Origin of the sequence: Actinomadura monticuli, from assembly GCF_041463655.1 — a bacterium.
GTDB lineage: Bacteria > Actinomycetota > Actinomycetes > Streptosporangiales > Streptosporangiaceae > Spirillospora > Spirillospora monticuli.
The window spans coordinates 592996-608212 of the sequence record NZ_JAXCEI010000001.1 but is presented as its reverse complement, the minus strand read 5'-3'; the positions used below and the strand labels follow the sequence as shown (position 1 = coordinate 608212).

At 73.8% G+C, this 15217-nt stretch carries 12 protein-coding genes; 4 read left to right on the top strand and 8 right to left on the bottom strand.

Going from position 1 to position 15217, the window contains the following annotated elements; all coding sequences use genetic code 11:
• Nucleotides 1-2: 2 nt before the first annotated feature.
• A complete protein-coding gene (locus tag SM611_RS02950) occupies nucleotides 3-884 on the top strand; it encodes a LysR substrate-binding domain-containing protein (RefSeq protein WP_371947203.1) in 882 nt (293 codons plus the stop codon).
• Between the two features lie 36 nt (nucleotides 885-920).
• Here SM611_RS02950 and SM611_RS02945 read toward each other — a convergent pair whose 3' ends face one another.
• Nucleotides 921-2372: a dihydrolipoyl dehydrogenase family protein gene (locus SM611_RS02945; RefSeq protein ID WP_371947202.1), complete on the bottom strand. Its 1452-nt coding sequence runs from the start codon at nucleotides 2370-2372 to the stop codon at nucleotides 921-923.
• A 205-nt stretch (nucleotides 2373-2577) separates the two neighbouring features.
• Entirely contained in the window at nucleotides 2578-3804 is a 1227-nt protein-coding gene (locus tag SM611_RS02940) for a cytochrome P450 (RefSeq protein ID WP_371947201.1), read from the bottom strand.
• A gap of 152 nt (nucleotides 3805-3956) precedes the next feature.
• Here SM611_RS02940 and SM611_RS02935 point away from each other — a divergent pair, with 152 nt between their 5' ends.
• Entirely contained in the window at nucleotides 3957-4589 is a 633-nt protein-coding gene (locus SM611_RS02935; protein WP_371947200.1) for a TetR/AcrR family transcriptional regulator, read from the top strand.
• On the opposite strand, the gene SM611_RS02930 is transcribed toward SM611_RS02935, so the two are convergent.
• Entirely contained in the window at nucleotides 4567-4716 is a 150-nt protein-coding gene (locus tag SM611_RS02930; protein ID WP_371947199.1) for a hypothetical protein, read from the bottom strand. The genes SM611_RS02935 and SM611_RS02930 overlap by 23 nt on opposite strands.
• A 701-nt stretch (nucleotides 4717-5417) precedes the next feature.
• Complete coding sequence (gene fxsA, locus SM611_RS02925) at nucleotides 5418-5603, bottom strand: FxSxx-COOH cyclophane-containing RiPP peptide (protein WP_371947198.1); 186 nt, start codon at nucleotides 5601-5603, stop codon at nucleotides 5418-5420.
• A gap of 257 nt (nucleotides 5604-5860) precedes the next feature.
• Between fxsA and fxsT the strand changes: the two genes are divergently transcribed.
• Nucleotides 5861-8332, top strand: coding sequence for an FxSxx-COOH system tetratricopeptide repeat protein (gene fxsT, locus SM611_RS02920; protein WP_371947197.1), 2472 nt, complete (start codon nucleotides 5861-5863; stop codon nucleotides 8330-8332).
• A gap of 52 nt (nucleotides 8333-8384) precedes the next feature.
• Here fxsT and SM611_RS02915 read toward each other — a convergent pair whose 3' ends face one another.
• The 3 genes from SM611_RS02915 to SM611_RS02905 form a co-directional block, all read right to left on the bottom strand.
• Nucleotides 8385-9707, bottom strand: a complete 1323-nt coding sequence (locus tag SM611_RS02915) for an HEXXH motif domain-containing protein (RefSeq protein WP_371947196.1) — start codon at nucleotides 9705-9707, stop codon at nucleotides 8385-8387.
• Nucleotides 9704-10993, bottom strand: coding sequence for an FxsB family cyclophane-forming radical SAM/SPASM peptide maturase (locus tag SM611_RS02910; RefSeq protein ID WP_371947195.1), 1290 nt, complete (start codon nucleotides 10991-10993; stop codon nucleotides 9704-9706). Before SM611_RS02910 ends, SM611_RS02915 begins: the two co-directional genes overlap by 4 nt.
• Before the next feature lie 148 nt (nucleotides 10994-11141).
• Nucleotides 11142-12632 (bottom strand): helix-turn-helix domain-containing protein, encoded by a 1491-nt coding sequence (locus tag SM611_RS02905; RefSeq protein ID WP_371947194.1) that lies wholly within the window; start codon nucleotides 12630-12632, stop codon nucleotides 11142-11144.
• A 152-nt stretch (nucleotides 12633-12784) separates the two neighbouring features.
• Here SM611_RS02905 and SM611_RS02900 point away from each other — a divergent pair, with 152 nt between their 5' ends.
• A complete protein-coding gene (locus SM611_RS02900; RefSeq protein ID WP_371947193.1) occupies nucleotides 12785-13294 on the top strand; it encodes a hypothetical protein in 510 nt (169 codons plus the stop codon).
• On the opposite strand, the gene SM611_RS02895 is transcribed toward SM611_RS02900, so the two are convergent.
• The gene (locus SM611_RS02895; RefSeq protein WP_371947192.1) at nucleotides 13281-15167 is read right to left on the bottom strand and encodes a tetratricopeptide repeat protein; all 1887 of its coding nucleotides are present in this window, start codon (nucleotides 15165-15167) and stop codon (nucleotides 13281-13283) included. The two genes, SM611_RS02900 and SM611_RS02895, sit on opposite strands and share 14 nt — an antisense overlap.
• Nucleotides 15168-15217 lie beyond the last annotated feature (50 nt).

Genomic DNA, 15217 nt, shown 5'->3' with positions numbered 1-15217 from the left:
ATATGGATCTGCGCCACCTGCGGTACTTCGTCGCCGTCGCCGAGGAACTGCACTTCGGCCGGGCCGCCGAGCGGCTCACCATGGCCCAGCCGCCGCTGTCGCAGGCGATCCGCAGGCTGGAGACCGAACTCGGCGTGCCGCTGCTGCGCCGGAGCACGCGCCGGGTCGACCTCACCGACGCGGGCCGCGCCTACCTCGCCCGCGCCCGGCGGATCCTCGCCGAGGTGGACGAGGCGGCGCACGAGGCCCGCCGGGTCGCGGCCGGCGCGGTCGGCCATCTCGCCCTCGGCTGCGTGGGGTCGGCGACCTACAGCCTGCTGCCCGCGCTCTCCCGCGACCTCTCCACGGAGCTTCCCGGCGTCGACTTCTCCTTCCGCGGCGAGATGCTCGTGCCCGACCAGGTCGCGGCGCTGCGGACGGGCGAGATCGACCTGGCGCTGCTGCGGCCGCCGATCGCGGACCTCTCGCTCACCGTCCTGCCGCTGCGCCGGGACCGGCTCGTCGTCGCCGTCCCCGCGCGCCACCCCCTGTCCGCCCTCGCGCGGGTGGGGATCGCCGAGCTGGCGGACGCCGACCTCATCGTGCACTCCGCGGACCGCCGCTCGGTCATGTACGACGTCGTGCTCGGGCTCTTCCGCGACGCCGGCGTCGAGCCCCGCGTCCGCCACGAGGTCGGCGAGACGTCCACGCTGGTCACCCTCGTCGCGGGTGGCCTGGGCGTGGCCGTCGTCCCGGAGCCGGTGACGGCCCTCGCCCTCGAAGGCGTCGCCTACCGGCCCCTGGCGCGGCCCAGCGTCACCGTCGACCTGGCGATCGCCCACCGGACCGGCCGGACGGAGCCGCACCTGGCCCGCGCCGTGTCGATCATCCGCCGGATCGTCTGAATCCGGGGAGTCGGATCGCCGTGGCCGGCCACCTGGTCAGCCGCGGTAGGTCTCCAGGAGGCGCAGCCAGACTTCGCTGATGGTGGGGTAGGAGGGGACGGCGTGCCACAGGCGGGAGACGGGCACCTCGCCCGTCACCGCGATCGTGGCGGAGTGGAGGAGTTCGGCCACGCCGGACCCGACGAAGGTGGCGCCGAGCAGAATCTCGCGGTCCAGGTCCACGACGGCGCGGGCGCGGCCCTGGTAGCCGTCGGCGTGCAGGGACGCGCCGGCCACGTCCCCGATCTCGTAGTCGACCGCCCGCACCCGGCGTCCCGCGCGGGTCGCGTCCTCCAGGGTGAGGCCGACGGCGGCGACCTCGGGATCGGTGAAGACGACCTGCGGCACCGCCCGCTCGTCCGCGGTCGCGACGCTGCGTCCCCAGTCGGCGGTGTCCAGCGGCCGTCCGGCGGCGCGGTCGGCGATCACCGTGCCGAAGATCCGCCCCTGGTACTTGCCCTGGTGGGTGAGCAGCGCGCGGCCGTTGACGTCCCCGGCCGCGTACAGCCACGCGCCGGGCACGCCGGCCGCCAGCCCGGTGGAGTCGATCTCGATCGAGCGGCCCGGCGCCAGCCCGACCGTCTCCAGCCCGAGGTCGGCGGTGGCCGGGGTCCGGCCGGTGGCGCACAGCACCTCGTCGACGGTCACCGTGCCGCCGCCGTCCAGGGTGAGGGTCACCGCCCCCTCGCGGCGGACCTCGGCGGCGGACGTGTCGAAGCGCACGTCGACTCCGGCGGCGCGCAGGTTCTCGGCCACGGCCTCACCGGCGAACGGCTCCATGCGGGGGAGCAGGCGTGAGCCGCGGACCAGCTGCACCACCTCGCTGCCGAGCGCCCGCCAGGCGGTGGCCATCTCGCACGCGACCACGCCGCCGCCGATGACGGCGAGCCGCGGCGGCACCCGCTCGGAGGAGGTCGCCTCGCGGCTCGTCCAGGGACGGGCCTCGGCCAGTCCGGGCAGGCCGGGCAGCGCGGCGCGGGTGCCGGTGCAGACCGCGACGGCGTGGCGGGCGGTCAGCACCCGCCGCCCGCCGTCCGGGGTGTCGACCGCGACGCGCCGGGGCCCGTCCAGCCTCCCGTGCCCGCGCACCAGGACGAGCCCGGCGCCCTCCAGCCAGTCGACCTGGCCGTCGTCCTTCCAGTGCGAGGTGAACTCGTCGCGGCGCTTGAGGACGGCCTCGGCGTCCAGCGTCCCGGTCGCCGCCTCGCGGGCGCCGGGCACCCGCCGCGCGTCGGCGAGGGCGGCGGCCGGACGCAGCAGCGCCTTGCTGGGCATGCACGCCCAGTAGGAGCACTCCCCGCCGACCAGCTCGCTTTCCACGACCGCCACGCTCAGCCCGCCGGCGTGCGCCCGATCCGCCAGGTTCTCACCCGTGGGCCCCGCCCCCACCACCACGACGTCGAACTCGTCCATCACGTCCTGCCTCCCGATCGGCCGTTGCAGCCCCACGAGCATCCTGCCCGAAAGGGCGGTCCTGTTCGCGGGGAGCGCTCATCGCGCCGATCGTGCGGGGCCTCGCGGCGTCCGTCAGGGGAGACGGAACCGGGAGACGAACTCCCAGATGACGGTGTTGGCGTCGATGTCGTAGGTGGTGCCGCCCGGGCGGGAGCTCATATTCGTCCTTCCGTGCAGCGTGGGCCCGGATCGCCGGGGGTCAGGACACGACGGGCCGGACCGGGGTGAAGCGGACGGGCATGCTCTCGTAGCCGGAGACGAAGTTGGCGGGACGGTGGGCGGGTTCGTCCGGGCTGAGCGGCTCCAGATCCGGCAGGCGGGCCAGGAGTTTGGTGAACATGACCTCCAGCTCCAGGCGCGCGAGGCTGTTGCCCAGGCAGAAGTGGGGACCGTTGCCGAAGGCCAGATGGTCGTTGGGGCGACGGGTGGTGTCGAAGGTGTCGGGATCGGTGAAGGCTCGGGCGTCGCGGTTGGCGGACGGGTAGAGCAGCAGGAGGGTGTCGCCGGCGGCGATCTCGCGTCCGTCCAGGACGGTGTCGCGGGTGGCGGTGCGGGCCATGTTCTTGATGGGGGAGACCCAGCGCAGCATCTCCTCGACGGCGGTGGGGATGGCGCCGGGGTCGGCGGCCAGGGCCTTGCGCTGGCCGGGGTGCTGGAACAGCTGCCACATGCCCCCGGAGATGACGTGCCGGGTGGTCTCGTCGCCGCCGATGAGGATGAGCAGGGCCTCCTGCAGCAGGGAGTCGTGGTCGAGCTGGCGGCCGTCGACCGTGGCGTGGGTGAGGGCGCTGATGAGGTCGTCGCGAGGGCAGGTGCGGCGGTCGGCCACCACACCGGAGGTGTAGTCGTTGAAGCCCACGAACGCGGCGGTGGCGCGGACCATCAGGTCGGGGTCGTCGCCGCCCGTCAGGGCGCGGAGCATGTCGTCGGACCAGTCCAGGAGCGTCTGGCGGTCCTCCGGGGCGAAGCCGAGGGCGTCGCCGATCACGATCAGCGGCAGCTGCGCGGCCAGGTCGGCGACGAAGTCGCATTCGCCGCGTTCGCAGACCCGGTCGATGATCTCGTCGCAGAGCCGTTCGAGGTAGGCGCGGCGGTCGGCGACGCGGCGCGGCGTGAACCCCGCGCTGACCAGTTTGCGGCGCAGCTTGTGCTCCGGATCGTCCATGTCGATCATCATCGGCATGGGGTCGGCGTCGGGGCGGATGCCGCCGCCGTTGCAGAACAGGGCCGGGTTGCGGGAGACGTACTTGACCGCGTCATAGGTCGACACCCCCCACACCTGGCCGTGCGGGTCCCAGTAGACGGGCGCGTTCTCCCTGATCCAGCGGAGCTCGGGGTGGGGGTCACGTCCCCAGAAGTCACCGCTGACCAGGTTGACCGCGTCGTTGACCGGCTGATCGGACGTCACTCGGGTGGTCGGCGACATGAAGGCAGCACCTCGGCCGGGATGGCGGAGACCGACCTCGCGCCGATTCGGCCTCGTGCGGTATGCCGGGACGGCGTCCGGGCATACGACAGTACATAGTTCGATTCTGTGTACTGTCAAGGGTGCCGGGATCGTCTGATGGAATGAGGGCCATGCGCACGCACGGGTGGCGGGGCGATCCGCCCGGCAGCGACCAGGAGGCGCGGCGGCGGATCGTCGCCGCCGCGGCCCGCTGCATCGACCGCTACGGCGCCCGCAAGACCGGGCTCACCGACGTCGCCGACGAGCTGGGCGTCACCCGCGCCACCATCTACCGGTACTACCGCAACATCGAAGAGGTGCTGAAGGCCACCTCGCTGGCCGCCGCCGGCGAGTTCGCCGACCGCCTCAAGGCCCACGTCGCCGGCCTCGACGACCCCGCCGAGATCCTGGTCGAGCTGGTCGCCCACGTGATCGAGCGCGTTCCCCGCGAGCCCTACGTCGGCCTGCTCCTCGCCACCGGCGCCACCACGAGCTTCGGCATCGCCCTGCTGTCGCCGACCGCGATCATGCTCACGACCGACCTCCTCCGGGAACTCCGGATCGACTGGGAGGAGCTCGGTTACACCGGCGCCGACCTGGACGGACTCGCCGAATACCTGCTCCGGTTGCTGCACTCCTACGTCCCCGGGCCCGAGCGGCCCCGCCCCGACGACGTCGACCCGCGGCCTTTCCTGCGGCGCTGGCTGGTCCCCTCCCTGCTGGCCGCCAGGACGCCGTCCCTCACCCCGCCGCCCGCCACCTGACGAACTCCACCGTCATGGGGAGGATCAGCGAGAGCGGGTACGCGAGGGTCGGGTTCGCGATGGGGACGCGGCACAGGTCGTGGTTCGCCGGCCAGATGTAGCCATCAGCGCGACGGCGTTCGAACAATTCCGCACGCTGCGCCGCCCCCCGGCATTCACGCTATCGAAACGGCTCCACGGCCAACCTGCACGTCGACAGCGACGAGGACCGGCGAAACTCCGCGGCGTTCTCACCGTCGGGTGAGCGCCGACGGGCGCCATGTGGCGTCACTGGCGCCAGAGGGTGGTCCTCAGAAAACGGCCAACGAACGTGGCCCGCACGCCTCACCGTGTGCGGGCCGCACCCTTCGGTCACCCCGAGCGAGCGTGCCTACCTGATCGCTGAAACGCGCGACCGGCTTACCGGGGATGGCACTGCGCTTCGCGTTCGCACTCGGCAAGGCGGGCGGGTTCAACCCGACCGGCCTGTGCTCGTTCTGCCGGACGGCCTGCCAAAGATGGCCGGCATCAATTCGAATGGAACGCTGCAATGGCGCCTGTGCCGCTCTTCATCGGACTCGCATTGCCGCAGCCCGGATAAACAAAGACCGGATGTCGCCTGTAAAGGCTGCGATTCGGCCTTGAAGAAAGCGAGTCCGCGCACATGCTCGTGGTCAAGTCGGGCCGGGCGGGCCGGGCGGGCCGGGCGTCCTCGCGCGTCTTGGCGGCCGTGCCCGCCGTAAGCGTCGCCGACCCTGCGCCTGGGCGCACCGGGCCCGGGGGCCGGTTCGGGACTCGCAGGCCCCGACGTCCGATGGCCCGCTGCGGGCTCGCCGCCGATGGGGCGCGTCAGTCGGCGCCGTCGGTGTACGAGGTGAACCGCGCGACGGGCGTGCCGTCGTGCCGTCCGGGGTCGAGGAGCTCCTGGATGGCCAGGCCGAGCGCGGACTGGTCGAGGCCCTCCAGGTCGTCGAGCGACATGGCCGACACGTCGATCAGACAGCTCTGCGCGTCATTGCGCTGCTGGGGCTGCATGTGAGTCTCCTCAACGCCGGTTCTCCGACATCACCGGGACGAGCTTAACCCATCGAACCGTACGTGAGCTCTGGGGCGATCGGTAGAGCCCTTGCGTGGATATGCACTTGCACTTAACTGATTATCACTAAAGCCCGTAAAAGCACTCTATGGAGTCGTTGACTCTTCCGCTATTCTGGTGCCGGGACAAGCCAACCCGCCGGAGGCGACTTGTGGACCGTTTGCAGACCGGGGAAGGCCAGCGACGGGGTCCGGCGGTGTGGGGCAAGGTGCCGCTGCGCAACAAGAATTTCACGGGGCGCGGGGACCTGCTGGAGGCGTTGCGCACCAAGATCGAGGAGTCGTCGACCACGGTCGCGCTGCACGCCCTCCACGGCATGGGCGGCGTCGGCAAGACCCAGATGGCGATCGAGTACGCCTGGCGCTACCAGGACTCCTACGACCTGGTCTGGTGGGTGCCGGCCGACCAGCCCATGATGATCCGCTCGGCGCTCGCCCAGCTCGCTCCCTCCCTCGACCTTCCGCAGACGGCCGCGACGAGCGTCGGCGACGCGGCGACCGCCGTGCTGGAGGCGCTGCGCCGCGGCCACCCCTACCACCGCTGGCTGCTGATCTTCGACAACGCCGACCAGCCCGAGGACATCAACGAGCTGATGCCCCGGGGGCCGGGTCACGTGCTCCTCACCTCGCGGAACAACCGCTGGGGCGACATCGTCGAGACGATCTCCGTCGACGTGTTCGCGCGCGAGGAGAGCATCGAGTTCCTGCACAAGCGGGTCTCGACCTCGATCAGCCCGGACCACGCCGACAAGCTCGCCGAGGAACTGGGCGACCTGCCGCTCGCCCTGGAGCAGGCCGGGGCGCTGCTCGCGCAGACGGGCATGACGCCGTCCGACTACCTGGAGGCCCTGCACCGCGAGACCGGGCACCTGCTCTCGGTCGGCAAGCCGAACGAGTACCCGATGTCGATGACGGCCGCGTGGAGCATCTCGGTCACCAACCTGGAGCAGCGGATGCCCGAGGCGGTCGAGCTGCTGCGCTGCTGCGCGCTGTTCGGCCCGGAGCCGATCCCGCGCGACGTGTTCCGGGCGCGGGTCGTCCAGCGCCCGCAGCTCGCCGAGCTGCTGTCGAAGCCGATCCGGCTCAGCCAGGCGATCGGCGAGCTGGGCCGGTACGCCCTGCTGCGGGTCGACCTGGACAGCCGCACCGTGCAGGTCCACCGGCTGATCCAGGCGCTCGTCCGGGAGGCGCTGCCGCCGGCCGAGCAGGAGGAGATCCGGGCGGACGTGCACCAGCTGCTGGTCTCCGCGCTGCCGCAGAACCCCGACGAGGCCACCTACTGGGAGTCGTTCCGCAACCTGGTCGCGCACCTCGAGCCGACCGAGCTGGAGACCAGCACGGACGACGACGTCCGGTCCATGGCCCTGGACATGATCCGGTACCTGTTCCTCTCCGGCGACTTCTCCTCGGCCCTGCGCTACGTCGACCGCTTCATCGAGCACTGGTCGCAGAGCCGCGAGGCGCCCGGCGCCGACGCCCTGCGGGGCCTGCGCGAGAAGGGCAACATCCTCCGCGAGCTGGGCAGCTACGGCGAGGCGTACGAGCTCAACCAGGACACCCTGAAGAAGATGCGCGCCGCCGGGCTGCCCAAGGACGACACCTTCCCGCTGATCAACAGCATCGGCGCCGACCTGCGGGCCAGCGGCCGGTTCCGCGAGGCGCTCAAGCACGACGAGGAATCGCGGGCGGCGCACGTCGAGGCGTTCGGCCCCGACGACCCGAGAACCCTGCGCGCCACCAACAACCTGGCGGTGGACAACAGCCTCAACAGCCGGTTCCCCGAGTCGGTCCGGCTCCACGAGGAGGCGTTCACCCTGGCCGACCAGGCGGGCCGGACGATGGGCGCCGCCTTCCTGCTGGCCACCTGGGGCGGGCTCGCGCGGGCCACCCGCCTCAACGGCGAGTACGGCCAGGCGTGCGACGTCGGCGAGGAGGCGTACGCCTACGGCATCGACTACCTCGGCCGCGACCACCCCTGGACGCTCCGGACCGCCAAGGACCTCTCCACCGCGCTGCGGCGGTTCGGTGAGGTGGAGCGCGCCGAGGAGCTGGCGCGCGACGTCCACGGCCGGTGCGTCCGCCTGTTCGGCCTCGACCACCCGGACACGCTCGCGGCGGCGATGTCGCTCGCCAATGCGCGGCGCAACGCGAAACGGGCGCAGGAGGGGCTGGAGCTCGCGGCCGACACCGTGCAGCGCTACCGGAAGGTCTACGGCTCCGAGCACCCGTACACGCTGGCCTGCGCCGGCAACCACGCGCTGCTGCTGCGGCTGATCGCCTCGCCGCAGGAGGCGCGCGACCTCAACGAGCGCACGCTCGCGAGCCTGGAGACGGCCGTCGGGAAGGACCACCACTACTACCTGACGGTCGCGACCAACCTCGCGAGCGACCTCGCCGAGCTGCGCGACTTCGAACGGGCCGTCGCGATCGGCGAGGACACGCTGCCGCGGCTGCGCCGCCTCGCCCGCGAGAACCACCCGATGACGCTGGCCTGCGCCGGCAACCTCTCCGCCGACCTGCGCAGGCTCGGCCGGACGGACGACGCGGAGGAACTGGCCGCCGACACCGAGGCGCGCTACGTCCGGACGCTTCCGCACGAGCACCCCGACGTCCGCGCTTTCAAGGAGCACCGGCACCTGGACCTCGACTTCGACCCGCCGCCGATCTGACGCCGTCCCCGCCCGCCGCGCGGCGGGCCCGGTCACCGCGGGGCGGGCCCGGTCACCGCGGGGCGACGGCTTCGCCGTGCGGCCGTTCCCGCCAGCGCGCGAGGTGCAGGTCGGCCGCCGCGGCGGCACGCGCCTCGGCGCCCGGCGGGACGGGCTCGGCGCACCACGCCCCGAGCGTGCGGTCCATCTCGGCGACGAAGGTTTCGCCGGCGCCGGTGAGCCGTCCGCTGCCGAGCAGCGTCACGATCGTCCGCGCGGTGGCCGCCCGCCACCGGGCGAACTCGATGTGCGCGTGCTCCGCCGCGCCGCCCTCGCCCGCGGTCCGCTCGCGCCGCCAGAAGCCGGTGATGCCGAGGTGCGCGTAGGCGCCCTGGAGCAGCCCGGCGAGCGGGCGCGGATCCTCGCGCCAGGGCGCGTAGTAGCGGCCGCCGTCGTCCGGCAGCGTCAGGGGGACGATGTCGATCAGCGCCGTGAGCTTGACGTGCTGGACCTCGTGCGCCAGCGTCACGGCCAGCCCGCGGGCGTCGCGCGGCGGCGTCATCCCGACGTTCCCGACGGCCTTCGTGGAGGTCCCGCTGCTCTCGGCGCCGGCGGGCGCGGCCAGCGGCGTCAGCGCGCTAATCAGGGACCGGACCTCGTGGGCGACCGCGCGGTGCCGGTCGACCAGCAGGGCCCACGCCGCGTCGAGCGTGGTCCGCCAGCGCGCGATCTGCTCCGGCGTGAGCGGCCGGGGGGCGAGGTCCGCGCCGGGCATCCGATCGGGGTCCAGTTCGTCCAGCGTGACGCCGACGGATACGCCGTCGTGTTCGGCCGCGAGGCGGTACAGCGCGGTCCAGCCCGGCCCGTCCTCGTCCGGGGACGCCGGGAGCATGACCGCGCCCACCGCGGCTCCGCCCGGCCCCGACCGGACCGTGACGCGGTCGCCGCCCACTCCGCTCGCCATCCCCAGGGACGGCAGCACGACCCGCGCCCCGGTCGCCGGGAGCTCGACGGAGGCCGGGAACCCGGCGCGGATCGCGGCGGCGGCCGCGATCGCGGCCAACCGGTCGGCGCAGTCCTGGAGGTCGGGCGACGCGCCGGACAGGTTCGTCAACGCCCGCAGCGCCGAGGACGCGACGGTCGGGTAGCCGAGGACGGCCCGAGCCGCCGCCGGGTCGGCCCGCTGCACCGCAGTGATCAGCGCGTACGCGTCCCGGACCGGCCGGGCGCGGTCCGGGTCGGCCCGCGCCGCGAGATCGCGCACGCCGTGCAGCAGCAGGAGCCGCCTGCTCTGCTGGGCCGCCTGGAGCGCCGCCACGGCCCCGGCGCCGCCACCGCCCGCCGCCAGATCGAGGAAGACCTCGTCGGGCACGGCGTGGCGAGTCGGATTCGTCACTCGGTTCCGTCCTTCCGGCCGTGGACTGCGATGCGGCGCCGCCCGTTCTCCCGGAGCTCGGACACGTCCCGGCGGACGGTCGCGGCGATGTGCGAGATCAGCCGGGAGAGGTCGCGGCAGTAGACGCTGGGGTTGGCGAAACCGCTGCCCGCCCGGTACCGGTGGGGGTAGAGCCCGCCGCCGCAGATCCGGACGAGGTCGCAGCCGCGGCACTCGTCCGAGAGTGCGCGCAGGCCGATCTGTCGGGCCGCGAACGACGGCAGCATGAGGGCGTCGTCGAAGCTGTCGCGCGAGACGTGCAGGGGGGTGCGGGTGGCGCCCTCGTAGGCGGCCTTGAGCGTGTCGACCTGCTCGATGGCCCCGTTGGTCTCGACGACGGCGGTGGCGAAGGGGGAGAGGCCGACCGATTCCATCCGGGACGGGCGGTCGAACACCATCCGGATGATCTCGTCGAACAGCCGGACGCGCGTCTCGCGGACCGGCGCCCCGTACCACCGGTCGAAGACCTGGACGAGCCACTCGCCGTACGGGGCGCCGGAGGCGCCCGTCGAGTCGGCGGAGGCGGCGCCCGGTGGAGGGGCCTCCCACGTGCCGTGCGGGAGAAGGAAGTCCAGCGACGGCGGCCCGAACCTCAGCAGCGCCTCGTAGGTGGCCACCGGATCGTTGCGCAGGTCGATCGTGCTCAGCAGGCCGGCGAACAGGTGCCGGTACGGCGGTCGGAGGAGCCGTTCCAGTCCGGCCACCACCCGGTGGTAGCTGCCGCCGCCGTTCGGGGCCCGGCGGTGGCGGTCGTGGCCCTCCTCGTCGCCGTCCAGGCTGACGCTCACGCGCACGTCCAGCTCGGCGAACAGGTCGAGGAAGTCCGGGCCGAGCAGCAGCCCGTTCGTCTGGAGCCCGACGTTCACCGTCGCGCCGCCGCCGACCGCCGACCGGACGGCGGTGACGGCGTGCCGCAGGCCGTCGAGCCCGGCGAGCAGCGGCTCGCCGCCGTGCAGGATCAGCTCGACGCGGGACAGGCCGTTCGACTCGACGTGCTCGGCGATGCGCCGCGCGACCGTCTCGATGGTCGCGTCCGCCATCCGGCGCGGCTGGCCGCGCCAGCTCTGGTCGGCCATCTCGTACATGTAGCAGTACGAGCAGGCCAGGTTGCACCTGCTGTGAATCTTGAGGACGAACTCGTGGAACGGCGTCGGCCGCCAGCCCTCCTCCAGCAGCGTGCGCACGTCCAGGCCGGCCGGCCACTCGGTCTCGGGCGGCACGGCCTCAGCTCCGGGCTTCAGGGCCACGCCAACCTCCACGGTGGGATTCGCATGCGGCGCTGGGCGGCGGGAACTTCCCCCGTGGTCCAGTCAGCGCAGATAATGGCACGCCTTTTCGGGGTGCAGGACCGAAACCCCGGTTTGGGCAGGCTTGCGGCATGTCCCGCCGGCCGGTTCACGTGCCGGCCGCGGGACCCGACGGCTCCTCCAGCACGAGCGCGCGGGCGAGCCGGTGCACGCGGATCCCGTCGGCGGCGACGTGGGCGAGCCCGGACCTCCGCAGCTCCTCCACCGCGCCGAACCGGTCGGCCAGCAGGGCGGTGAACTCCGCGTCCGCGCCGGGCCCGTCCTGCGCGTCCGGCGAGTCCGGCCCGTCCAGGCCCGAGGTCCGGAGCGGGACCGGGTCGAGCGGGGAGCGCGCGCAGTGCCGCAGCAGGGCGAGCGCCTCCGGTGAGCGGGTGCCGAGCTTGTTCTCCGCCAGGCTCCAGGCGATCTTGAGGGTCACGGGGTAGGCGGTGGGGGCGGCCAGGTCCAGCGCCCTGCCGGGCTCGCGCGACAGCCAGGCCAGGCACTCGGCGATGCTCAGGCGGGGGAACCGGTCGAGGAGCGTAGCCGCCTGCTCCAGGCCGAGCGGCAGGTCGCCCAGCGCCTCGGCGAGGCGGTCCGCGTCGGCGGGGTCGTGGCGCCGCCGGTCCGGCCCCGGACCCACCCGCCGTCCGACGAAGTCGACGCTCTCGGCGCGGCTGAAGCTCCCGACCTCGATGGCCCCGCCGACCTCGCCGACGGACGCCCACGCCGGGTCCCGCGAGGTGATGAGCACGTGGCCGCCGCCGCGCGGGACGAGCCGGAGAAGGTCGTCGGTGACATGGCCCGCGTTGTCGAAGACCAGCAGCCAGCGGTCGCCGATCGCGCCGTCCCGCAGCGCCGCGAGCACCGCCCGCGCCGCCTCCATGATGGGGAGCGGCGCGGTGAACTCCAGCCCGAGCCGGGGGGCCAGCGCGGCCATCGACGAGCTCGCGTGGGACGGTTCGCCGGCCGGGACCCAGACCACCAGCTCGTAGCCGGAGGCGGGGCGTCGCGCGTACTCCGCCGCGAGCTGGGTCTTGCCGGTGCCGAGCAGGCCGTGCAGCACCTGCACACGGCACGCGGAGAAGCCCGCGGTGAGGCGCTCCAGCATCCCGGCCCGCTCGGTGAAGTGCCGGTTGCGTTCGGGGACCGGCCCCTCGAAGGGACGCGGTGCCAAGGGACCGGCGCCACGGCGGGGAGGCCGCGGCTCCGTTCCCGTCACCCCGGCCGATGGCTCCTGGAGCCGCTCGACGATGCGTTCCACGATCAGGTCCACGGGCCCGAGCACCTCGGCGGCCTCCCCGTCCACCGGGGTCAGCCGGGTCGGGTCGGCCGCCTTCCACCTCTCCCGGGCGTCGGCCTTCAGCAGGGCCCTGGCCTCCATGTCCGTCCGCGCGCAGGCGTCGATCAGGGCTTCGACGAACTCCCATCCCGGACGCGCCTTCCCGGACAGCCGCTCGGAGATGACGGACCTCGAGTAGGGCATGCGGTCTTCGAGCTGGCGGACCGACAGCCGGTAGTCGTCGACGACGTTCCGCAGGAACTGCGCCAGTTCCCGGGGTTCGACGTGGTCCCCTCGGAGCTCGGCCCATCTCGCCATCCCGCCTCCATCCAAGACCCGGACACCGGACGTCCGCCGTCTGTCCTGACGTGCAGGCGCGTGACCTGGGGTCGGTGTGCTCGACGGCGCAGGACACCCCTTCTCCAGATCAAGGGTGGAAGCGAGCCCGCCCACCATGTCAGGAGACACAGATGGCGCGACAAATGCCGGAATCCCAGCGGCCGACCGGTCCCACTTCTGTGACGCGTCCCGAACCCGACGTGTTCCAGCGCACCGCCGACATCGCGGGCGACATCGTGGCCGACACCGGCCCGGCGCGTCCCGCCGAGCCGGCCCCGGCCGGAACCGAACGGCTCGGACCCGGTCGGGCCGAGCGGGCCGACGCCCGGCCGGCGACCGCCGGCGCCGCCGTGCCGCGGGCCCGTGCCGAGCGCGCCCGCGGCGAGCGTGCGCGCGCTTCGGAGGCGGCACCCGCGCGGCACCGCGACCGTCCGGGACCGCTCTGGACGCTCGCCGCCGCCGTGGCCGGAGCCGGGGGCGGAGCGGCGGCCGGCGCCGCCCCCACCGGGCTGGACGTGCTCAGCCAGCGTCCCGGCCTGGCCGGAGCGGTGGCCGCGCTCGCCACCGTGTACATCGCGGTGCTCACCACGCTCCGCGAGATCCGTGACGCCCGCGACCGCCGCACCGTCAAGAACCGATGAGCTGCTCGACCAGGGCGTGCTGGTGCGCGGGCAGCGGAGGGTCCTCCGCGGCCCGCGCCCGGACGGCCAGGTCGGCGGCGCGCGCGGCGTCACCCGAGAGCGCGCAGGCCCGTGCCGCCCGGAGCAGCACCGGACCGCTGCGAGGCGCCGCGGCGATGATCTCGTCCAGTTCCTCCAGCAGATGGCCGGACGCCCCCATGTGCATGGCCAGCGCCAGCAGCCGCGCGGCGCGCTGCGCCGCCGGAGCGTGCCGGTCGACGTGCGCCAGGTCCGTCAAGGCGTGCCGGGCCTGCCCGAGGTCCGCGCGCAGCTCCCCGCGCAGCCGCCGCGCCTCGACGTTGCCCAGACCGCTCTGACTCAGCACGTTGTCCAAGGCCGTGAGCGCGGACTGCGTGGAGCCGGTGACCCAGAACGCCCTGGCCAGCCCCATCTGCACCAGCGGATCCGCGGGCGCCCGGTAGGCGGCGTTGCTCAGCTTCTCCATCGCCCCCTGATGGTCGCCCTGCTCCAGCCGCAGGCACCCGATCGCCGCGAGCAGCCGCCCGGCCTGCGGCAGGTCGCCGACGTACACGTACTCCTCGGCGGCCACCCGGTAGTGCTCCTCGGCGTCCTCCAGCCGCCGCCGGTGGAACGCGATGTCGCCCAGCAGCGACCGCGCCTCGGCCACGGTCCGGCGGTCCGGGCCGCCGCTCCGCAGCGCCGCCTGGGCGCGCCAGGTCGCGACGGGCAGGTCGTTCGCGGACAGCGCCAGCCGCGCGGCGATCAGGCTGTCGTGCGGGTCGGCCCCGCCCGCGGGCGCGCGGACGTCCGGGATGCGGCGCAGCGCCTCCGCGACCAGCGGGAAACGCAGCTCGACCTCCGCGCGGCCGGTCCGGATCAGGTAGTGGTTCTCCAGCGCCCGCAGCACCGAATCGGGCATGTCCCGCCGCGCCGCCGCCTCCGCCACGGTGCGCGGCGTCCCGTCCTCGGCGACCATGGTGCGGCGCATCCACGTGCCGACCTCGCAGGTCTGCATCCCGTGCTCGCCGGTGATGCCGTCCAGTACCGGGATGCAGTACGCCGCCAGGGCCAGTTCCGGCTCCGGCAAGTGCCCGGCGGAGAGCGCGGCCACTTCGGGGGCCAGCTCGTCCCACATCGCCTGGAGCGTGACCTGGAGCAGCAGCGGCTCCACCGCGGGACCGCCCAGGCCGTCGACCAGCCGTCCCGCCACCCCGGCGTCGAAGTCCACCGCGGACCCGATGGTCGGCAGCACCACGGCGTCGAGCGCGCCGTCCCGGTCGAGGGGTCCGAGCACGAAGGGATCGGCGTCCCCGAGGACGTCCCGCAGCGGACCGAGCTCATCGAGCTCCGAGGTCCGCACCGACATCAGCAGGTGGACGTCCCGCACCGCCGACATCGCCTCCGCGAGCTCCTCCAGGAAGCCGCGGCGCCCGGCCTCGGGCAGCACATGGTGGAGATGGTCGACGGCGACCAGCGTGGGCGAGGGCGGACCGCCCTGGCCGTACTGCTCGACCCCGCGCAGGAAATCGACCAGCCCGAGATCGTCGGGCGCGTCGTCGCGCCGCCAGGACAGCAGCAGGGCCGCGACATAGGGGTTGCGCACCGCCGCGGCGGGCGCGGGGGGCCCGATCAGCCCCCGCTTCCCGACGTCGCCGATCGGCAGGACGCGGGCCCCGTCGTCCTTCAGCCGCCGGACGACGCCGGCCCGCAGCAGGGACGTCGTGCCGATCCCGGGGTCCCCGGCCACGATCGTCAGCCGTCCCCGGCGCCACCGGTCCGCCACCTCGCGGGTCGCGGCCTGACGTCCGAAGAAGCGCCCCCAGTCCTTCTCCTCGAACGCCCTGACCCCCACCCACGGGCTGACCCGGCTCACGGCCACTCCCCTCACGGCAGGCCGGCGGAACCCTCCCCGAGGGCGGTCGG

Bases quoted from the DNA above. Each gene is read 5' to 3' on its own strand.
- SM611_RS02950 (WP_371947203.1), top strand. From the start codon at position 3: ATGGATCTGCGCCACCTGCGGTACTTCGTCGCCGTCGCCGAGGAACTG.
- SM611_RS02940 (WP_371947201.1), bottom strand. From the start codon at position 3,804: ATGTCGCCGACCACCCGAGTGACGTCCGATCAGCCGGTCAACGACGCG.
- SM611_RS02935 (WP_371947200.1), top strand. From the start codon at position 3,957: ATGCGCACGCACGGGTGGCGGGGCGATCCGCCCGGCAGCGACCAGGAG.
- fxsA (WP_371947198.1), bottom strand. From the start codon at position 5,603: ATGCAGCCCCAGCAGCGCAATGACGCGCAGAGCTGTCTGATCGACGTG.
- SM611_RS02905 (WP_371947194.1), bottom strand. From the start codon at position 12,632: ATGGCGAGATGGGCCGAGCTCCGAGGGGACCACGTCGAACCCCGGGAA.
- SM611_RS02900 (WP_371947193.1), top strand. From the start codon at position 12,785: ATGGCGCGACAAATGCCGGAATCCCAGCGGCCGACCGGTCCCACTTCT.